The organism is Occultella gossypii (assembly GCF_019947135.1).
Taxonomy (GTDB): domain Bacteria; phylum Actinomycetota; class Actinomycetes; order Actinomycetales; family Beutenbergiaceae; genus Occultella; species Occultella gossypii.
In genome coordinates this window covers 20,731-40,728 of record NZ_JAGSHT010000009.1, presented here as the reverse complement: position 1 = coordinate 40,728, position 19,998 = coordinate 20,731, and the positions used below count along the sequence as shown (strand labels likewise).

Genomic DNA, 19,998 nt, shown 5'->3' with positions numbered 1-19,998 from the left:
CCACGCATAGAATGGCCACCGTGTCCCGACCTCCTGCACTGCCGCCGCCGGGACGGGCACCGATCCGTCGCGACCCTGCCTGGTTGCGTGGGGCCGCGTTTGGCCCAGGGCACCCGGAACGGGCAGGCTAGGGCCGTGACCGACACCCCCACCACCACCGCAGACCCGGACGCGACCGCGCGCCCGGAGCGGCTGCCGATGGTTGAGGTCATCGAGGACCTGCTCGCCAACCTCGACGCGGCGTCGCTGCCCCTGGACACCGCGGATGCCGAGAACGCGCGTGGCCGCCGCGACAGGCTCTCCACGCAGGTCCGCAATCACCTGCTGCCGCGCCTGAAACAGGTCGCCGCCCCGGTGATCGTCGTGGTCGGTGGAAGTACCGGCGCGGGCAAGTCCACCATCGTCAACTCGGTGGTCGGCTCGGACGTGAGCGAGGCCGGCGTACTGCGGCCCACCACCCGCGAGCCCGTCCTCGTGGTGCACCCCAAGGATGCGGAACTGCTCGAGGAGCACCCGGTCACCGCCGTCGCCCGGGTGAGTGCCCACGAGGAGGTGCCCCGTGGGCTCGCCCTGCTGGACGCCCCGGACCTCGACTCCGTGCATTCCGGCAACCGTGGCCTCGCCGACGAACTCGTGGAGCTCGCCGATCTGTGGGTGTTCGTGACCACCGGGTCACGGTACGGCGACGCCGTGCCGTGGGCGCGACTGCACACCGCCTCCGAGCGCGGCGTCTCCCTCGCCGTCGTGCTCAACCGGGTGGAGCGGGCCGGCCTCGGCAAGGTCCGCCGGGACCTGTTCGACCGCCTTGACGCGCAGGGTTTCGGCGCGGTCCCGTTCTTCGTGATCCCCGACGTCGGCCCGCACGAGGGGGTCCTGCCCCCGGAGCGGGTCGCCGAGTTCGCCAAGTGGCTCACCGTGCTCGGCTCCCAGAGCCAGTCCCGGAGCATCATCGCCCGCACCGTGCGCGGCGCGTGGCCCGCGCTACGCCAGGACGTCCAGGACGTCGCCGCGGCTTTGGACACCCAGCGCCGGACCGCGCTGGCGCTGCGCAACCAACTGGCCGCTGCGCCGTCGAGCGCGGCCGCCCAGGCCAAGGCGGATGTCGCCTCCGGTGCGGCGGCAACAGGTGCCCCGACCACCACGTGGCTGGCCGGCGCCAGCAGCGGTGGCATCCTCGCCCCGCTCGTCGCGCCGCCCGCGAACGTGTTCGAGAGCTGGCGCTTCCGCAGGGCCGCCAACGCGCGCAACGAGTCGGTGCGGAACCTGAGGGAAGTGGCGATCGGGGCGACCCGCACGCTGATCAAGGAGGCCGCCGAACGCGGCGAGCGACTGGTGCGCACGGCGGCCGAGCGCACGCCGGCAGGCCGGCAGGTCGCCGAGCTGGTCTCCACCGATGCCTCGGTCGCGGCTCGCACGAACCGCCTCGAGGTGCTCGTGCGGGAGTGGGACGCCGTCGTCGCGGACGTCTGCGCGGCGCTCAAGCCGGTCGGCGACGACGCCGGGCTGGAGCCCGACGCACTGTCCGCCCTTGTGGAGGTGGCCGCGGCCGGCCTGGACGGCGCCGAGCGGGCGGTGCGGCGGATCTTCGGTGATCGCGGCGTCAGCGCCGTCACGCGCCTGCGCCGGGACCTGGCGGACTGGGCGGAGGTCGCGGTCAATGCCGAGGCCGAGCCGTTCCTGACCGCGCTCGACGGCATCGGCCTGGACGACGGCGCAGCGCACCGGTTGCGTGTGCGTGCGAGCGAGCTGAAGGGGTACCTGTGAGCAATGCCGCGGAGACCGGCGCCGAACTGAGCCGGCGGATCGCCGAGATCGAGGCGGCGCTGGAACTCGCCGGTGACCGGATCGATGCCGACGTGCTCGGCCAGGCCCGGGCTGACCTCGCGGCGGTCACCCAGCGCGTCGAACTGGGCGTGGACTACACGGTGGTCGCGCTCGTGGGAGGCACCGGTTCCGGAAAGTCCAGCCTGTTCAACGCGCTCACCCGCCTCGAGTTCGCCGACGTCGGCGTGCTCCGACCCACCACCGCGCGGGCTGCCGCGTGCGTGTGGGGGAGCGACGCCACCGCCCTGCTGGACTTCCTGCAGGTGGATCCGAAGCGGCGGATCCAGCGTGTGTCCGAATTGGACGCCGGCACCGGCGAGGAGGAACTGAACGGGCTGGTCCTGCTCGACCTCCCGGACCACGACTCGGTCGAGGAGGACCACGCCCTCCAGGTCAACCGGCTCCTGCCGCTGATCGACCTGCTCGTCTGGGTCGTGGACCCACAGAAGTACGCGGACAACGCGCTCCATGAGAAGTACCTGCGTGCGCTCGCGGCCAGGCACGAGGCGATGATCGTGGTGATCAACCAGATCGACACGATCCCGGAGCGCTCCCGCGACCGGGTCCGCGATGACGTCCGACGCCTGATCGACGAGGACGGCCTCGGCGACGTGCGGATCCGGATGGTCTCCGCACGCACCGGTGACGGCGTGGAGGCGCTGCACGGCGAACTGGGCGAGGTCATCGCGGGGGAGTCCATCAGCGCCCGGACCGCGCGCTCCGAGATCGACGCCATCGCCGAGCGGCTGCGACCGCACCTCGGCGACGGCGAACCGCAGCCTCCGTACGAGGAGGCCACGGCCGAGCGCATCGCGGTCGCGGCCGGGGTGCCGTCGGTGACCGAGTCCATCCGGTCGGCGGTGTCGAGCCCGCGCCGGGTCGCGCTCAGCCCGGTCCAGCAGCCGGCCCGCAGTCGGATCGAGGCGATCCGGGACCGCTGGATCGCTGAGGCGACCAAGGGACTGCCGCCGCTGTGGCTGGAGTCCGTGACCGCCACGGTCCCCGGCGGCGCGGAGTTCGACGCGCACGTGTGGAAGGTGCTCTCGGCCGAGGAACTGCCCTCCGCGCAGGACGGCGCGGCGGCACGGCGAAGGATCCTGGGCGTGCTCGCCACCATCCTCGGTGCCGCGCTCGTGATCGGTGCCCTCGTGATCCTGGTGCTGCACACCCCGGTGCCCGCCGCGGCCCTCGCCGCAGGCGGCGTGGTCGTGCTCATCGGTGGGATCCTGCTGCTCGGCGCCGCGAAGCGACAACGACAGGCGACGGCGGTCGCCCGGTCCGAGGACTACCTCGCCCGGACCACGAGTGCGATCGCCGGTGTGGTCCGACGTGACCTGAGCGAGCCGACGGCCGGTGCGCTCGCCGATCACGCCGCCGTGCGCAGAGGTATTCGCGGCGCCTGAACGTCCACAGCCTCGCAGCCGATGCCACGGCGTCCCCAGCCCGCATCCCAGCCGAACGTCCCAAGGGCGCCTGGTCCCACGCTTGAGCACACCGGAACACGCCGGTTCGAGCGAAGGAACAGATCATGCCGAAGGACGTCGAAGTCACGATCCAAGGACACGTGGGCCAAACCCCCACGCTCTACCTCAACGATGGGCGCCCGCCCTTCGTCAGCGTGAGCGTCGCCACCACGCCCCGCTACTTCGACCGCAAGTCGCAGGAGTGGACCGACGGCGCCACCCAGTGGTACGCCGTGAAGGCGAACGGCGACCTCGCCACCAACATCTCCGAGAGCGTCCACAAGGGGGACGCCGTGCTCGTCCAGGGCCGGTTGTCCTTCCACGAGTACGCCACCAAGGACGGCGGGTCCGGGTGGGAGCCCGTCATCCGCCCGTCCGCCTTCGGGGTGGAGATCAGCCGTGCCATCGCGTCGGTCCGGAAGGTGCGGCGGGATGCGGCGGACGGGTCGGTGGATGTCTCCGGCCTGGCCGTGCTGTCCGACGAGGAGGAGGCGCCGCCCGACCCCCTGGACGACGCGCTCGACCAGGACCCGGACGCCGAGGACTCCGGCGACGGAGCGTCGCATTTCGAGGACGGCCAGTCGCTGGTCGAGAAGGTCGGGGCCCCGTTCTGAGCAGGGCGGTGCGGTCCGCCCTGCCCCGGACCGCACCGCAGCCGACGGCGCAGCTCCTCCTGCGTGGTCGGCGCGCCAGGGCGCGGCTCCGGCAGTGCCCGGCCCGGTGGACGGGCGATACGACATCCAGCGCTGCGATGCGTAGGGTTAGGGGTTGATCACCCCGTATCCAGTCCTGGGAGAGTTGTGGCCGAGTACATCTACTCGATGGTGAAGGCGCGCAAGGCGCACGGAGACAAGGTCATCCTCGATGACGTGACGATGGCGTTCCTGCCCGGAGCCAAGATCGGTATGGTCGGCCCGAACGGGGCCGGGAAGTCCACGATCCTGAAGATCATGGCCGGCCTCGAGAAGGAGTCCAACGGCGAGGCACGGCTCACTCCCGGCTACTCCGTGGGCATCCTGCTCCAGGAGCCGCCGCTGAACGAGGAGAAGACCGTCCTCGGGAACGTGGAGGAGGGCGTCGGGGAGATCAAGGGCAAGATCGACCGGTTCAACGAGATCGGCAACCTGATGGCCGAGCCGGACGCCGACTTCGACTCGCTCATGGAGGAGATGGGGACGCTCCAGGGTGAGATCGACGCAGCCGACGCCTGGGACCTCGACTCCCAGCTCGAGCAGGCCATGGACGCTTTGCAGCTGCCGCCCGGTGACGCCGACGTGACCACCCTGTCCGGGGGTGAGCGCCGCCGTGTGGCGCTGGCGAAGCTGCTCCTGGAGAAGCCGGACCTGCTCCTGCTCGACGAGCCCACGAACCACCTGGACGCCGAGAGCGTGCAGTGGCTCGAGCAGCACTTGGCCAAGTACCCGGGCGCCGTCATCGCCGTCACCCACGACCGGTACTTCCTCGACCACGTGGCAGGCTGGATCGCCGAGGTGGACCGGGGCCGGCTGTACCCGTACGAGGGCAACTACTCCACGTACCTGGAGAAGAAGTCCGAGCGGATGCAGGTCCAGGGCAAGAAGGATGCCAAGCTCGCCAAGCGCCTCAGGGACGAACTCGAGTGGGTGCGATCCAGCGCGAAGGGCCGGCAGACCAAGTCCAAGGCCCGCATGGCGCGATACGAGGAGATGGCCGCCGAGGCCGATCGCACCCGCAAGTTGGACTTCGAGGAGATCCAGATCCCGCCCGGCCCGCGCCTGGGCTCGACGGTTCTCGAGGCGAAGGACCTGCGCAAGGGCTTCGGGGACCGCGTTCTCATCGACAACCTCAGTTTCTCGCTGCCACGCGCCGGCATCGTCGGCATCATCGGCCCGAACGGTGTCGGTAAGACGACGCTGTTCAAGTCGATCGTCGGACTCGAGCCGCTCGACGACGGTGAGCTGAAGGTCGGCGAGACGGTCAAGATCTCGTACGTGGACCAGAGCCGCGGCGGCATCGACCCGAACAAGACCCTCTGGGAGGTCGTCTCCGACGGGCTGGACTTCATCCAGGTCGGCAACGTGGAGATCCCCTCCCGGGCCTACGTCTCCCAGTTCGGTTTCAAGGGTCCGGACCAGCAGAAGCCGGCGGGGGTGCTCTCCGGTGGTGAGCGCAACCGCCTGAACCTGGCCCTGACGCTGAAGCAGGGCGGCAACCTGCTGCTGCTCGACGAGCCCACCAACGACCTGGACGTGGAGACCCTCGGCAGCCTGGAGAACGCGCTGCTCAACTTCCCCGGCTCGGCCGTCGTGATCTCCCACGACCGGTGGTTCCTGGACCGCGTGGCCACGCACATCCTCGCCTACGAAGGCACCACCGAGGACCCCGCGAACTGGTACTGGTTCGAGGGCAACTTCGCCGACTACGAGGAGAACAAGGTCGAGCGGCTCGGCCCGGAGGCGGCCCGCCCGCACCGCGTCACCTACCGCAAGCTCACCCGGGACTGATCCGTGCCACGGATCAGCGTCCCGGTGCCGATGCGCTGGGCCGACCTGGACGCGTACGGCCACGTCAACAACGCGGCGATGCTGACCCTCCTCGAGGAGGCCCGCATCGCCACGTTCTGGGCCACGGGTGATGACCGCGAGTCGGCTGCCACGAAGGTGCTGGCCGGCGGGGCGGGCGCGTCCAGCTACACGCTGGTGGCTCGGCAGGAGATCGAGTATCTGGCGCCGCTGGAATACCGCCAGGAGCCGGTCCACGTCGAGTTGTGGATCGGCAAGATCGGCGGCGCCAGCCTCGAGGTCTGCTACGAGGTGCACGGCCCCGGCGGGCAGGTCTGCGCCCGGGCGGCGACGTCGATCGTCATGGTCGACGCCGCCTCCGGGCGGCCCCGGCGCCTCACCGACGACGAGCGCGGTGCGCTCGAGCCGCTCCTTGAGGAACCGATCGAGTTCCGACGCCGGGGCTGAGCCAGAGCGTCCACGGGCGCCTAGCCTTCGCCGTCGAAGAGCCCGCCGTCGAGCAGCCAGTGGTAGCGCAGGCGCAGGGCACGTTCGGTGCTGGCCACGAGGGTGGCCAGCAGGAGTGCGACGTTGAGCCACGCGGGGAGCTGGACCGGTGAGGTGAAGGTGCCGAGGTTGGCCGCCACCGGCGGTATCTGCGAGATCTCCTCAACGATCTGCGGGATGCCGAGGGTCAGAGCAACGATGAGGACAGCCACGCTCGCGAACCCGATGGCGCGGCTCAGGCCGGGGCGCTTACGGTCCAGACGCGCGCGGCGGCCCTCGGCCGAAGCGGGGTCGGGCTGGAGTTGCCGCACGGCGCCGCCGTCGCTCACGTAGTGGCAGCGCTTCAGTCCATAACTGCTGGTCGCCACCTCCACGGTGCCGCCGGGCACCGAGAACGCGGCCGGAAGTTTGGACCGGGCGTAGTGCTGGCCGTCCCGGTAGAGCTCGGCTCGGACCTCCCCGTTCGAGTCTCCCCAGAGGCGCACGTCCACGGTCCAGATCTCCGGCTCGCCGTCCGCACCGGTCAGGGACAGATGGAACAGTGCACGAGAGAGCAGCTGCCACCACCGGAACCGCTGGAGCGCGTGCCCATCCCCGGGCTTGACTCGCCGGGCAGCGCGCCGCCGCTTCCAGTCCGAGAACACGCCAGTCACCGTAGCAACACCCAGCGCTTCTCCTGATCCCGGTCCGCGCGAGACTCCTTCCGTCCTCCATCGGGTGGGACCTCAGCCCGACCGTTCCGCGTCGGCCGTTCGCCGCGTCCTGGTTCCGGGAGGTCCGGAGACGGGATGGGTCCGGGCATCGAGCTGCCGTACCCTGCCCAGTTGACCGAGGCGACCCTGTCCGCCCCGTGAGGCCAGCACCTGTGTGGCTCGCGTGCGGACCATTCGCGCAGTCCATGCCGGGCGCTGAGCAGGCCCCCGCTCGAGCTGGGCGAGGTCGTAGTCCAGAGATGGGTCCCAGACCCGCGCCGCCAACTGTGCCACGTATCGCAAGGACCTGTGCGGCAGGTGAGGGGTATCCCGCAGCACGACGCGACGAAGTAGCGGCTTGTACGAACCTGGGTCCGGACCCACGGAGAGGGCGTGCATCAACTCCTCGGTCAGGTAGCCAGAGCCGAAGAAGCGCGGTCGCGCGTCGAGATAGGCGACCGCATCCCTGAGCCCGCCGGCATGGCCCGTGCGCAACTGGTGCGCGGCTAACTCGTACGGCTCGAGCAGCGCGCGGAAATCCGCCCAGTACGCCATGGCCTCGTCGTGCGTCACCGTACGGGTTCGTGGAAGTGTCGGGTCGCGTCGATTGAGTTTGGGGACGTGCGCGTCGCCGTTGTCGATCGCGTAGACCCGTTCGAGCAGCGAGTAGGCCGTGGTCATCACGTAGGAGTAGCACGTCGCGGGCTCGCCTGGATCGGGTTCCGCCGCACAGTTGCCTGAGGGGCGTACCGAGCTCGGGGTCTCTCAGCGACGATGAGCGCCCAGTGGCACCCGAGCCGGACTGGCCGGCAACCAGGCCACCGCCTGCTCGGTGAGCGTGTCGATCGCCGGCGGCGAGTACGCACCGCCGGTCAGCGTCGCCACTGCGCCGGCGACGCCCTGCACTGCGGCGGCTTCGAGCGGAATGGAGACCTCGAACATCGAGAGGAGCTTGGTCATGGCAGGTGCGCAACCTCGACGGCGGCGACGGCGATGCCTGGGGCCGCCCGGATCATGGCGATGTCGAGCGCGGTGCGCCCGCGGTCGTCCGTGGCCGTGGCATCGGCACTTGCGGCCACCAGGATATCGACCGTCTTGGGGAGGAGCTTCGCCGCGGCTGCATGCAGAGGCGTCCTGGTGCTGCCGTGCCGAGTCCGGTCCGCACCTCGATCGACGTGCCGGTCATCGCCATTCGTCCCGGCTGGTCGACGTCGACCGAGCCGGGTCGCCGAGGCACGCCTCCAGCCACGACGTGCCGGTGCTCGCCCGGCCCTGTTGCCCTGGCCGAGATGATGATAGTTTCCCGACAAGCAGGGGATCTAGGAAGAAATCACCATGACGGATGTCGGCGACGAGGCCGACGCACCACCCTGGACCGGCGGGGGACGACAGCCGGACGCGAGGGAGTAATCGGCATGAAGAGATCGATTCCCGCATTGACGGCTGGCGCCCTGGTTCTGGCGCTGGCGGCGTGCAGCAGTGGCGGCGACACCGGAGACGAGCCGACGGACGCCGGCAGTGGCGCCGAGGAGGGCGGTGGCTTCGAGGGACAGACGCTCACCGTCTGGATCATGGAAGGCACCAACCCGGATGCCAGCGGCTATTTCGACGGTGTGGCGGAGGAGTTCACGGCCCGGACCGGAGCCGAGCTGGACGTGCAGTTCCAGCCCTGGGACGGCGCCCATGACAAGTTCGTCACCTCGATCGCAGGCGGCACCGGTCCGGACGTCGCCGAGGTGGGCACCACCTGGACCGCCGAGTTCGCCGAGCTCGGTGTGCTCGCGGACCTGACGGCCAGCATCGAGGGGGCCGGCCTCGACGGCGATCTCGTCGAGGGACTCGCCGAGGCGGGCACCTACGACGGCGCGCTCTACGGCATGCCCTGGTACGCCGGGGTGCGCTCGATCATCTACAACCGGGATCTGTTCGAGGCGGCGGGCATCACCGAGACGCCCACGAACTGGGAGGAGCTGACTGCGGCGGTGGAGGCACTCAAGGCCTCCGACCCGAACGTGATCCCGTTCCCGATCCCGGGGGACTCCCAGTACAGCGCGTACCCGTTCATCTGGGGCGCCGGGGGAGAGATCGCCACCGAGTCCGACGGTACCTGGACCGCAACCCTCGACTCCCCGGAGTCGATCGAAGGGCTGGAGTACTACACCGGCCTCGCACTCGAGCACGGGGCCTCGACCGCGGCCGCGGACACCTGGAACGAGGCGGACGCGCTCGCCGCGTTCGAGCAGGGCAACGTCGGGATGATCATCGCCGGCAACTGGACCGTGGGGAGGATCGCGCAGGACGCCCCGGATCTGATGGAGAGCATCGGCGCGTTCCCGATCCCGTCGCGTGACGGCGGGCCGGCCGGCTCGTTCCTCGGCGGCTCGCACCTCGGGGTGTGGGCCGATTCCGATCAACAGGATCTCGGTTGGGAGTTCATCGAGCTGATGAGCACCGGTCAGTCCGCCGCCGACTGGTCCGAGCAGACCGGCTTCTTCCCGGGCCAGGCGAGCGCCCTGGCGGAGATCGCCGAGAGCGAGGACCCGCTGGTCGCCCCGTTCGCCCAGCAGATGCTGGAGGCGGGTAGGTCGGTGCCGCTGACGCCGGCCTTCGGTCAGATCCAGGGCGCGAAGACCGTCGAGGCCATGGTCCAGAACATCCTGACCGGGCGGATGGGTGTCGAGGAGGCGGCCGCGGAGGCGGTCACCGCCATGAACGAGACGTTCAGCGCCGGGTCCTGAGGTGACCACGTCCACGGCCCGCGTGGCACCGATCGTGCCACGCGGGCCGGCCCCGGACGCGCGTCGGCGCCGAGCCGCCCGGCGCCGGGCCGTGCGCCCGTGGGTGCTGCTCGCACCGACCCTGGCCGTGCTGGCAGTGCTGCTGCTGTGGCCGCTGGTGCGCGTGGTGGATCTGTCCTTCCAGGACTTCGGCCTGCGTGAGCTGGTCTCCGGAGAGGCGAACTACATCGGCTGGGAGAACTACGCGGCGATCCTCGGTGACTCCTACCTGTGGACGGTCGTGCTGCCGAACACGGTGGGCTTCGCCGCCTGCTGTGTGGTGCTGACCGTGGGACTCGGCACGCTTGTGGCCCTGTTCCTGAACATCCTCGGCACGTTCTGGAAGACGGTCTGCTCGACGGCGATCATGGTCGCCTGGGCGGTGCCCGCTGTCACCGGCACCTACGTCTGGATCTGGCTGTTCGACCCGCTGAACGGGCTGGTGGCGAGCGTGCTGGCCGGGCTCGGCATCATCGAGCCCGGCACCGTGAACTGGTACACGGACCGGCTCGGCTTCTACGCCATCGCCACCCTGAACGTGGTCCACCACGGTTTCCCGTTCGTGGCGATCACCGTGCTCGCCGGCCTGCTCACCGTGCCGAAGGAACTCTATGAGGCGGCCACCATGGACGGCGCCGGCGCCTGGCGACGGTTCTGGCAGATCACCGCGCCGATGCTCAAGCCGGTCTTCGCCGTGGTGACGATCCTCTCCACGATCTGGGACTTCAAGGTGTTCACCCAGATCTACCTGATGCCGGGCGGCAACGGCGGCAACGCCGAGGTGTTCAACCTGGGTGTCTGGTCCTACATCCAGTCCTTCGCGCAGGGCAAGTACGGCATGGGCTCGGCCATCGCGGTGCTGCTCACCGGGATCCTGCTCGTCATCACGGTGGTGTACATGCGCACGCTGTTCAGGGAGGAGGACCTGTGAGGCGGACCGGTTCGGCACTGGCGTGGCCGGCCCTCGGCAAGTCGCTCGGGGTGGCCGCGATCCTCGCGTTCGCGCTCTTCCCCGCGTACTGGATGTTCTCCAGCGCGGTCGATGTGGACGCGGCGCACCGCGGCGCCACCCTGATCCCCACCGATCTGACCCTGGACCACTTCGTCCGGGTCCTGGACGTCGGCGGGTTCGGCCAGTTCATGCGGAACTCGGCGATCGTCGCGGTGGGTACCGTGCTCATCTCCGCTGCCGTGGCACTGCTCGCCGCGGTGGCGGTGGCACGCTTCGCGTTCACGTTCCGCAAGGCGGTGCTGGTGCTGATCCTGATCGTGCAGATGGTTCCGCTCGAGGCGCTGGTCATCCCGTTGTTCCTGCAGGCGAAGAACCTGCAGATGCTGAACAGTCTCCTCGGCCTGGTGATCGTCTACCTCGCCTTCTCGCTGCCGTTCGCGGTCTGGATGCTCCGTGGCTTCGTGGCCGCGGTGCCGAAGGAGGTCGAGGAGGCCGCCTATATGGACGGTGCATCCTGGGGCCGGATGTTCTGGGCGGTACTGCTGCCGCTGGTGGCTCCCGGCGTGGTGGCGACCAGCGTGTTCTCGTTCATCACCGCATGGAACGAGTTCATCTTCGCGCTCACGTTCCTGCAGGATGCGGACAAGTACACGGTGGCCGTGGGCCTGCAGCGGTTCTTCGGCCAGAACACCGCGGACTGGGGGGCGGTGATGGCCGCCTCCTCGCTGATCACGGTGCCCGTGGTGATCTTCTTCGTGGTCGTCCAGCGGCGCCTCGCATCCGGTCTGACGGCGGGGGCGGTGAAGGGATGAGGGTCCTCGCGCTGAGTTCGGGCACCTCGGTCGACGCCATCGACGTGGCCCTGGCCGATCTCGACGATGCCGAGGGCGTGGTCCGGATGCGGATGGTGGCGCACACGGAGCGGACCTGGCCCGCGCCGCTGCGCGGGCGGATCCTGGCTGCGCTGCCGCCGGCGGCCACCGACCTGGGTGAGGTGTGCCGGTTGGACACCGAGATCGGGCAGTCCTTCGGAGACGCGGGCGCTTGGGCGATCGAGGCGTGGGGCGCCGTGGACCTGGTGGTCAGCCACGGCCAGACGGTGCACCACTGGGTGGAACAGGGCACACCCGACGGCGGTGGTGGCGTGAGCGATGACGCCGGCTCGGCGCGGGGCACGTTGCAACTGGGCTCGGCGGCGTGGATCGCGGCGCGCACCGGGCGGCCCGTGATCCATGACCTGCGCAGCGCCGATATCGCCGCCGGTGGTCAGGGTGCCCCGCTGGTGAGCCTGCTGGACGCGCTCTGGCTCGGCGACCGGCCCACGGCGGCGCTGAACATCGGCGGTATCGCGAACATCACGCTGGTGGGCGACGGGCCGGTGCGGACCGGCGACACCGGGCCTGGCAACTGCCTCCTGGACGACGCGGTCGCGGCCGGCACCGGGCGTAGGTTCGACGCCGACGGAGCGCTCGCCGCGGCGGGTCGCGTGGACCCGCAGGCCCTGGCCGTGCTGCTCGCGGATCCGTACTACGCCCGGCCGTTGCCGAAGAGCACCGGACGGGAGACCTTCGACGGCGGCTATGTCACCGCTGCACTGGGCGCCGCCGGGGTGGCCGTGCCCAGTGGCAACGACCTGTTCGCCACGCTCACCGAGCTCACCGCCCGGACCATCGCCGAGGCGATCATTCGTGACGGCGCCCGCACCGAACGCGTCGTGGTGTCCGGCGGCGGCGTGCGCAATGCCACGCTGATGGCCGGACTACGCTCACGGCTACCGGGCGTGGTCACCTCCGACGCGCTCGGGCTGGCCGCCGAGGCGAAGGAGGCCTACCTGTTCGCGTTGCTCGGCTACCTGTCGGCTCGTGGGTTGCCCGGCACGGCCCCAGGCGCGGGCCGCCGGCGGGCAACCGGGGCGAGGTCCGCCGTCGTGCTGGGCTCGTTGACCCCACCCGCGCCAGCGCCGTGTCCACCCGGACGCGACCCGGTGCACACGCTTGTACTCGAGGAAGGATGACCATGGCCGAGATGTCCCACGACTGGCGCGAGGTGCTGGGGTTGCACTCACCCACGGAGGAGCGCAACCCCCGCACCGAGGACCTCGATCGGCTGCCCACCGACGAACTGGTGAGCCTGATGATGGAGGAGGACGCGGCGGTCCTGACGGCGGTGGGAGCGGTCGCCGACCAGGTGGCCGCCCTGGTCGACCTCGCGGTGGCCGCCCTGGGCGCGGGCGGGCGGGTGCACTACAGCGGCGCCGGGACCTCCGGGCGGCTCGGCGTGCTCGACGCCGTCGAGCTGATGCCCACCTACCGGGTCGGCGCGGAGACGGTGGTGGCACACCTGGCCGGCGGTGATCGGGCCATGATGCAGGCGGTGGAGGGTGTGGAGGATGACCCGGCCGCGGGCGCCGCGGACCTGGGCGTCGTCGGCCCGGCGGACATGGTGATCGGGATCGCTGCCAGCGGACGCACGCCGTACGTGGGCGGCGCCCTCGCCAGCGCGCGGGAGCAGGGGGCCCGGACCGCCCTGATCGCCACGAACCCCCGCGCCACCCTGGCCGAGGGTGTGGACGTGGCTGTCCTCGTCGACACCGGGCCGGAGGTGATCACCGGCTCCACCCGGATGAAGGCGGGCACCGCCCAGAAGATGGTCCTGAACATGTTCTCGACGGCGGTGATGGTCCGCCTCGGCAAGACGTACTCGAACCTGATGACCGAGGTGGCGCCCACGAACCAGAAGCTGCGGGCGCGCACCGTGCGGATGCTGGTGCAGGCCACGGACCAGGACCCCGAGCGGTGTGCGGACGTGCTGGCCGCGGCCGGGGACGCCCGCACCGCCCTGGTGGCCCTGATCGCCGGGATCGATGTGGCACAGGCCCGTGAACTGATTGCCCAGTACCCGCCCGACGTCACCCGCATCGCCGATCCAGGTGGCGTGCGCTCCGCCGTCGCCGCGGCCAGGGGAGGGCACCACGAATGACCCGCCCCCCGCTGGTGCTGCGGCTGCGCGGCGGGCTGGACCAGTTCCAGCCGTCCATGCGCCGAGTGGCCGAGTACGTGCTCGAGGATCCGCACCGGGCCGCCCGGACCACCATCACCGACCTGTCCGCGGCGAGCGGCGTCAGCCAGACCACGGTGATGCGGCTGTGTCACGAGCTCGGCCTGGCCGGGTACCGGGAGTTCCGGCTCGCCCTCGCGGCCGAGACGGGCCGCAGCGATGCCGCCGCCGAGCGCGAGCTGCGTACCGGGGACATCGCCGAGGGTGACGATCTGGCCAGCGTGATCGCGAAGATCGCCTATGCGGACGCCCGCGCCGTGGAGGACACCGCCCGTTCCCTCTCCGTCCCGGAACTCGAGGCGGTGGTGGAAGCCATCGCGACCGCGGGCCGGGTGGACATCTACGGGGTCGGCGCCTCCGGCACTGTCGCAACGGACCTGCAGCAGAAGCTGCACCGGATCGGGCGGGTCGCGTTCGCGCACGCCGATTCGCACCTCGCTCTCACGTCGGCCGCGCTGCTCGGGGCGCGGGACGTCGCGGTCGGGATCTCCCACACCGGGACCACCATCGACACCGTCGAGGCACTGCGGCTCGCCGGGACCCGCGGTGCCACCACGGTGGCTCTGACGAACGCCCCCGAGTCGCCGATCGCACGGCTCGCCGATCACGTGCTGCTCACCGCCGCGCGGGAGACCACGTTCCGGTCGGGGGCGACCGCGAGCCGCCTGGCTCAGCTCACCGTCGTGGACTGCGTCTTCGTGGCGATCGCCCAGCGCACCTACGACGCCAGTCAAGCGGCGCTCGAGGTCACCCGCGCCGCTGTCGAGGACAGGAGGTACACCCGGACCCGATCCGGTCCCAGCGGGATCTGATCATCGACGATCACGACGAATCTCGTACATGGAGGGAAACATGCGACGATCACTCGCAGCAGTACTCGGCCTGGCGCTGGTGCCGGCCCTGGCGCTGGCCGGACCGGCCGCAGCCGACGAACCCGAGGAGCAGTTCCGCGCACTCTGGGTCGACGCGTTCAACGTCGGCATCTACACGCCCGACCAAGTCACCACCTTGGTCGAGGACGCGAGCGACCTGGGCGTCAACGCCCTGATCGTGCAGATCGGTCGGCGGTTCGACTGCTTCTGCAACGACGCGCTCTACCCGCGCACCGACGCGCGCGTCGACCCGGCGCCCTACGACCCGCTGGCCGAGGTCATCGAGGTGGCGCACGCGGCCGGGATCGAGGTGCACGCGTGGGTGAACGCCACCACGCTGTGGAACTCGGCCACCCCGCCGACCTCGCCCGAGCACGCATTCAACGCGCACGGGCCCACCGCGACCGGTGCGGATCGCTGGCTCAACCAGCGTGAGGACGGCACCGAACTCGTCGGCAACAACTCCTACATCGACCCGGCCAACCCGGCTGCCGTCGACTACGTCGTCGAGGCGATCACGTCGATCACGGAGAACTATGACGTGGACGGGGTGAACCTCGACTACATCCGCTATCCGGACTACAACTCCGGCGAGTTCCAGAACGACTGGGGCTACTCCGAGACATCTCTGGCCCGGTTCGCCGCCGAGACCGGCCGCACGGACCGTCCGGCCGTCACCGACGAGGAGTTCAGCCAGTGGCGTCGCGACCAGGTCTCCGCGCTGGTGCGCAAGATCTATGTGGCGATGTACGGCTCCGATCCGAGTGACCGGCTCAGCATCAACGGCATCACGTACGCGTTCGGCCCGGTCAGTTACGGCGGCTGGGAGAACACCCGCCCGTACACGAACGTGCTCCAGGACTGGGTGAGCTGGCTGGACGAGGGCATCATCGACACGATCACGGCGATGAACTACAAGCGCAACTGGATGCCGGCCCAGGCGCAGATGTTCACGGAGTGGAACGATGCACTCATCGCCAGCCGTGCCGACCGGCACGTGGTCAACGGGCCGGCGCTCTACCTGAACGAGCTGCCGGACATCGTCGCCCAGGCGGAGGAGACGGTGGCCGCCGGGTTCGATGGCTGGAGTGGATACTCCTACGCGAACTTCAGCGCCACGGCGACGGCGTCCTCGAACCCGGCGGTCAAGGACGCCGAACGGGAGGCGGTGACCGCGGCACTTCGGGCCGGGCCGCTCGCTGATGACGTGGTGGTGCCCGAGATGGAGTGGAAGACCCAGCCCACCGCCGGCGTGCTCGAGGGCACGGTCACGCTGCGGACCGGCGTGGTCGCCGACCAGGTCGACGTGCAGGTCCAGCCGCTGGGCCGCACACCGGGGGAGTCGTTCACGGTGACCACGGACGGGTCCGGGTGGTTCGCCGCCGTGGACCTTGCCCCGGGCCGGTACCGGCTGCGGGTGGTCGAGGACGGCGCCACCGGGGCAGGGGCGACGGTCCTCGTCGTCGCTGCCGGTCAGATCACGTCGGCGGAGGTTACTGCCGGCGGGGTCTGAGGGTGCCCGCCCTCGTCGGCCCGGCCACGGAGGTCGGGTCGGCGAGGGCGGCGGTGCGGTCCGTCCCGGCGGGGGTCGAGTGCGTGTCAGGATATGGGAATGGATCGATCTAGTAGCGATGCCGACGCAACCCGCTCGCGCCGGGCGACGATCACCGACGTCGCCCAACTGGCGGGAGTGTCGCGCTCGGCCGTCTCCCGGGTGTTCAACGCCCAGGGCGGTATCTCCGCTGCCACCGAGGAGCGGATCCGGGATGCTGCGCGCAAGCTGCACTGGACTCCGAGCGCCACGGCGATCGCGTTGCGGTCAGCCAGGTCCCGCACCGTGGGGCTGGTGCTGAACCGTCCGGGCGTCGCCGAGGACGGCGATCCCGAACTGCCGTCCGGGATGTTCACCGGTCTCGAGAAGGTGCTCGCCAGGCACGACTTCGGGCTGCTGCTGCACATCGCCACCTCCGTGGAGCACGAGGAACAGACCTACCGGCGGCTGGCCGAGGCCCGTCGGGTCGATGGAGTCGTGCTCCTGGAATCACGGGTGGGTGACACCCGGTTCGAACTGGTTCGTCGGCTCGGGCTGCCCGCCGTGCTCCTCGGGACCCCGTGGGTCGACGATCCGATCTCCTACATCGGCCACGGCCCACGAGGCGCCGGGATGCGCGAGGTGGCCGAACACCTCCTCGAACTGGGCCATCGGTCGATCGCCGCGGTGAGCGGGCCGGAGGACTACGTCGAGTCGAGCCACCGGGACCGGATCCTCCGCGAGGTCCTTGCGGCCGGTGGTGCCGGTCTCGTGGCACATCGCCCAGGGCCGTACACACCGGTCACGGCGGCCGAACGCACGCGGGCGATCCTCGCACAGCACCCGGAGATCACCGCGATCGTCTATGCGACCGACGAGATGGCGATCGCGGGGATGGCGACCCTGCGCGAACACGGTCTGCGGATCCCCGAGGACGTCTCCGTGGTCGGGTACAACGGCACCGACATCGGCGCGTGGTACTCGCCCGCGCTCACGACGGTCCGGCGGGATGTGTCCCAGCGCGGTCGGGCGGCTGCCCGCGCGCTCCTGGGCCTGATGGGAGTGACGGTCGAGGCGTCGGATGAGGAGGTCGTCGACCCGGAGCTCGTGATCCGGGCCTCGACCGCACCCCCACGTGAGGCGGCTACGGCCACCGCGACTGCAGGCTGAGCGCGATCTGGTCGCGCTCCTCCTCGCCCAGTGGGGTGTCCTGCGCGTTGTAGGCGCCGACCTTCGCGCCGCGCCGGTCGGCCGGCAGATCCGCCATCCGCGGCACCAGGCTGAAGTGCAGGTGCCGGATGCCCTCGGAGAACTGCATCACGTAGGAGCGGTCCGCACCCACGGCGTCCACGAGCGTCCGCGTCCCCGCACGCAGCAGCGTGCCGAGTTCGGCCGCTTCGAGCTCCGTCAGGTCTGCCAGCGATTCGACGTGCCTCCGGGGAACGACGAGCATCCAGCCCGGGAGCGCGCTGCGGTGGGCGATCACCCGCCAGTTCTCGGTCATCCGAACCCGTTCCCGGGGTGGCAACTCGGACTCCGCTCGGGCGTTCCCGGCGCAGAGGGTGCACTCGGTCATGGTCGCCTCACTCCGCCGTGAGGTAGCCGGCGGCGTCGGAGACGAGGCGGGCGACCGCCTCGCTGACCGTGGCCCCGCCATAGGCGATCTCCTCACCGATCCTGGTGAGGGCGCCGTTGAACTGCTCGGAGCCCTCGGGCCGGATGGGGAACGGTCGGGCCGGTTGCTCCATCTCCCGCGAGATCTGTTCGATGAAGGCGGTCTCCGCCCCTTCGAGGTCGGGAGTGAGCCCGTCACGGATCTCGGACGAGGACGGTGCGCCCTGGTTGAGCCGGGTGACATCGGCCGCAGCAGCGTCGTTGATGAAGAAGTCGATGAGCGCGGCGGCGACCTCGGGCGAGTCGGTGTTGGCCGCGGCGCTGATCAGGATCGGCGGGAAGAACCACCAGTCGTCGGTGGCGTCGGCGAGGGCGGGGGTACTGAACAGCCCGAGCGGCGCCTCGGTGAGACCCGAGACGATCGTGAAGTGGTTCGTGCTGGACAGCCGCATCGCGGAGGTCCCGAGGACCAGGAAGTCGCCGGACCAGCCGGCACCGTTGGCCTCGCTCTGGGAGTCGGCCGGAGGCAGCACCCCCTCGTCCCGGAGCGTCTTCCAGAAGACGAACCATTCCTCGATCGCGGCCGGGTCGGCCGCGAGGGTGCCTTCGGGGGTGAACAGCTCCCCGCCGGCCTGCCGGATCCACGCCTCCAGGTGCCGGTGCGTGTCGTCGAGCGTGGGGTCGTTGATCCCGAAGACGCCGGCGGAGGGGTCTGCCGCCTCGCGGGCAGCAGCAGCGAGGTCGTCCCAGGTCGCGATGTCGCCACCCGAGACGCCGGCTGCGCCCAGTACGTCCTCTGCTGTGATGAGCGCTTGGCCGACGTAGTGCGTCGGCAGCGCGAACACGCCGTCGCCGACCGTCCCGCTGGCGATGCCGGCGTCACCGATCGCGCTGACGTCGATCACGTCGTCGAGGTACTCGGAGAGGTCGAGCAGTGAGCCGCCGGCGCCATAGCGGCCGACGTGCGTGTCCCGCATCCACAGGACGTCCGCGAGGTTCCCGGCCGCGGCGGCGGTCGCCATCCGCTCCAGGTAGGGACCGAGATCGGCGAACTCGGATCGGGTCGTGACGCCCTCATGGTCGGCTTCGAACAACGCGAGCGCGGCGTCATAGAGCTCGGTCCGGCTCGCGTCGCCCCACCAGGTCACGGTGAGGCTCGCGTCGCCGTCGGACTCCGACCCGGAACCACCGCCGCCGAATCCGGCGCAGCCGGCGGTGGTCAGGAGAGCGCCGGCTGCAGCGGTGCCGAGGAAGGAGCGACGGGACAGTGGTGGGTTCGGGTTCAACGGGTTCAACATGGGATTCCCTTCAGGAGCGTCATTGCTGGTGGTGGGCCGGGCCGGCTACTTCAGCCCGGTGGTGGCGATGCCGTTGATCAGGTGCTTCTGGGCGAACAGGAAGACCAGGAAGAGCGGCAGGATCGACAAGATCGACATCGCGAACATCGGGCCCCACGAGGAGGCTCCGGTCGAGTCCAGGAACGCGTTCAGGGCGATCGGGGCCGTGTAGAGCTCACGGTCGGAGATGTACAACAGCGGCCCGAGGAAGTCGTTCCAGGTCCAGATGAAGGTGAAGATCGCAGCAACCGCGAGGGCGGGTCGCATCAGGGGCAGGATGATCCGCCAGAACACTCCGAACGGGCCGCAGCCGTCCACCGTCGCGGCGTCGTCGAGGGTCCTCGGCAGGCCCCGCATGAACTGGACCATGAGGAAGATGAAGAACGCGTCGACCGCGAGGAACTTCGGCACCACGAGCGGGAAGTACGTGTTCGTCCAGTCGATCGACTGGAAGAGGATGTACTGGGGCACGAGGGTGACGTGGAACGGCAGCATCAGCGTGGCGAGCATGGCGGCGAAGAGCGTCTTCTTGAACCGGAAGTCGAGCCGCGCGAACGCGTAGGCGGCCAGTGAGCAGGACAGGAGGTTCCCGAGCACCGAGATCGCCGCGATGACGAATGAGTTCAGGAAGAACGTCGAGAACGGGATGCCGAGCGCGTCCCAGCCCTGCGTGAAGTTCTCGGTCGTGAACGTCGCAGGCAGGAGTCCGGGGTCGGAGAAGATGTCGGACTCCGGTTTGAAGGCGCTCGCCACCATCCACAGGAGCGGGTAGACCATGGCGATGCCCCCGAGCAGGACGATGCCGTGGAGGACGATCCGACGCCACGGGCGACGTTGCGGCCTCAGGGCCGGGGCGTGCACAGCGGCGGGTTGCGTTGCGGTCGAAGTCATG

At 70.2% G+C, this 19,998-nt stretch carries 20 protein-coding genes; 13 read left to right on the top strand and 7 right to left on the bottom strand.

Going from position 1 to position 19,998, the window contains the following annotated elements:
• Positions 1 to 135: 135 nt before the first annotated feature.
• From KCQ71_RS08590 to KCQ71_RS08570, 5 genes are all read left to right on the top strand, one after another.
• Positions 136 to 1,764, top strand: a complete 1,629-nt coding sequence (locus tag KCQ71_RS08590) for a GTPase domain-containing protein (protein WP_223404859.1) — start codon at positions 136 to 138, stop codon at positions 1,762 to 1,764.
• On the top strand, positions 1,761 to 3,227 hold the full coding sequence (locus tag KCQ71_RS08585) for a GTPase (RefSeq protein ID WP_223404857.1): 1,467 nt from the start codon (positions 1,761 to 1,763) through the stop codon (positions 3,225 to 3,227). The genes KCQ71_RS08590 and KCQ71_RS08585 overlap by 4 nt, the downstream gene beginning before the upstream one ends.
• A 125-nt stretch (positions 3,228 to 3,352) precedes the next feature.
• Positions 3,353 to 3,901, top strand: coding sequence for a single-stranded DNA-binding protein (locus KCQ71_RS08580; RefSeq protein WP_223404855.1), 549 nt, complete (start codon positions 3,353 to 3,355; stop codon positions 3,899 to 3,901).
• A gap of 186 nt (positions 3,902 to 4,087) precedes the next feature.
• Positions 4,088 to 5,770, top strand: a complete 1,683-nt coding sequence (gene ettA, locus KCQ71_RS08575) for an energy-dependent translational throttle protein EttA (protein ID WP_223404853.1) — start codon at positions 4,088 to 4,090, stop codon at positions 5,768 to 5,770.
• Between the two features lie 3 nt (positions 5,771 to 5,773).
• Positions 5,774 to 6,235, top strand: coding sequence for an acyl-CoA thioesterase (locus tag KCQ71_RS08570; RefSeq protein WP_223404851.1), 462 nt, complete (start codon positions 5,774 to 5,776; stop codon positions 6,233 to 6,235).
• A gap of 20 nt (positions 6,236 to 6,255) precedes the next feature.
• Here KCQ71_RS08570 and KCQ71_RS08565 read toward each other — a convergent pair whose 3' ends face one another.
• The 4 genes from KCQ71_RS08565 to KCQ71_RS27255 form a co-directional block, all read right to left on the bottom strand.
• Complete coding sequence (locus tag KCQ71_RS08565; protein ID WP_223404850.1) at positions 6,256 to 6,918, bottom strand: hypothetical protein; 663 nt, start codon at positions 6,916 to 6,918, stop codon at positions 6,256 to 6,258.
• 81 nt (positions 6,919 to 6,999) lie between these two features.
• Positions 7,000 to 7,647 (bottom strand): hypothetical protein, encoded by a 648-nt coding sequence (locus tag KCQ71_RS08560; protein WP_223404848.1) that lies wholly within the window; start codon positions 7,645 to 7,647, stop codon positions 7,000 to 7,002.
• Positions 7,648 to 7,731: 84 nt separating this feature from the next.
• Positions 7,732 to 7,926, bottom strand: a complete 195-nt coding sequence (locus KCQ71_RS08555; protein ID WP_223404846.1) for a hypothetical protein — start codon at positions 7,924 to 7,926, stop codon at positions 7,732 to 7,734.
• Positions 7,923 to 8,045 (bottom strand): hypothetical protein, encoded by a 123-nt coding sequence (locus KCQ71_RS27255; protein ID WP_283248636.1) that lies wholly within the window; start codon positions 8,043 to 8,045, stop codon positions 7,923 to 7,925. The genes KCQ71_RS08555 and KCQ71_RS27255 overlap by 4 nt, the downstream gene beginning before the upstream one ends.
• Before the next feature lie 336 nt (positions 8,046 to 8,381).
• On the opposite strand from KCQ71_RS27255, the gene KCQ71_RS08550 reads away from it, so the two are divergent.
• From KCQ71_RS08550 to KCQ71_RS08515, 8 genes are all read left to right on the top strand, one after another.
• Positions 8,382 to 9,704, top strand: coding sequence for a sugar ABC transporter substrate-binding protein (locus KCQ71_RS08550; protein ID WP_223404844.1), 1,323 nt, complete (start codon positions 8,382 to 8,384; stop codon positions 9,702 to 9,704).
• 1 nt (position 9,705) lies between these two features.
• Positions 9,706 to 10,674 carry a carbohydrate ABC transporter permease gene (locus tag KCQ71_RS08545; RefSeq protein WP_372453973.1) on the top strand — a complete coding sequence of 323 codons (969 nt, stop codon included), beginning with the start codon at positions 9,706 to 9,708 and terminating at the stop codon, positions 10,672 to 10,674.
• The gene (locus tag KCQ71_RS08540) at positions 10,671 to 11,507 is read left to right on the top strand and encodes a carbohydrate ABC transporter permease (protein WP_223404843.1); all 837 of its coding nucleotides are present in this window, start codon (positions 10,671 to 10,673) and stop codon (positions 11,505 to 11,507) included. Before KCQ71_RS08545 ends, KCQ71_RS08540 begins: the two co-directional genes overlap by 4 nt.
• Positions 11,504 to 12,709 (top strand): anhydro-N-acetylmuramic acid kinase, encoded by a 1,206-nt coding sequence (locus tag KCQ71_RS08535; RefSeq protein ID WP_223404841.1) that lies wholly within the window; start codon positions 11,504 to 11,506, stop codon positions 12,707 to 12,709. Before KCQ71_RS08540 ends, KCQ71_RS08535 begins: the two co-directional genes overlap by 4 nt.
• A gap of 2 nt (positions 12,710 to 12,711) precedes the next feature.
• Positions 12,712 to 13,674: an N-acetylmuramic acid 6-phosphate etherase gene (locus KCQ71_RS08530; protein ID WP_223404839.1), complete on the top strand. Its 963-nt coding sequence runs from the start codon at positions 12,712 to 12,714 to the stop codon at positions 13,672 to 13,674.
• Positions 13,671 to 14,564, top strand: coding sequence for a MurR/RpiR family transcriptional regulator (locus KCQ71_RS08525; RefSeq protein WP_223404837.1), 894 nt, complete (start codon positions 13,671 to 13,673; stop codon positions 14,562 to 14,564). Before KCQ71_RS08530 ends, KCQ71_RS08525 begins: the two co-directional genes overlap by 4 nt.
• 40 nt (positions 14,565 to 14,604) lie before the next feature.
• Positions 14,605 to 16,137 carry a family 10 glycosylhydrolase gene (locus KCQ71_RS08520; protein ID WP_223404835.1) on the top strand — a complete coding sequence of 511 codons (1,533 nt, stop codon included), beginning with the start codon at positions 14,605 to 14,607 and terminating at the stop codon, positions 16,135 to 16,137.
• Positions 16,138 to 16,236: 99 nt separating this feature from the next.
• A complete protein-coding gene (locus KCQ71_RS08515) occupies positions 16,237 to 17,325 on the top strand; it encodes a LacI family DNA-binding transcriptional regulator (protein WP_223404833.1) in 1,089 nt (362 codons plus the stop codon).
• Here KCQ71_RS08515 and KCQ71_RS08510 read toward each other — a convergent pair.
• From KCQ71_RS08510 to KCQ71_RS08500, 3 genes are read right to left on the bottom strand one after another with little or no spacing between them, the layout of a single operon-like run.
• Entirely contained in the window at positions 17,300 to 17,731 is a 432-nt protein-coding gene (locus tag KCQ71_RS08510; protein ID WP_223404831.1) for an HIT family protein, read from the bottom strand. The genes KCQ71_RS08515 and KCQ71_RS08510 overlap by 26 nt on opposite strands.
• A gap of 7 nt (positions 17,732 to 17,738) precedes the next feature.
• Positions 17,739 to 19,067 (bottom strand): ABC transporter substrate-binding protein, encoded by a 1,329-nt coding sequence (locus tag KCQ71_RS08505; protein ID WP_223404829.1) that lies wholly within the window; start codon positions 19,065 to 19,067, stop codon positions 17,739 to 17,741.
• A gap of 45 nt (positions 19,068 to 19,112) precedes the next feature.
• Positions 19,113 to 19,997, bottom strand: coding sequence for a carbohydrate ABC transporter permease (locus tag KCQ71_RS08500; RefSeq protein ID WP_223404827.1), 885 nt, complete (start codon positions 19,995 to 19,997; stop codon positions 19,113 to 19,115).
• Position 19,998 lies beyond the last annotated feature (1 nt).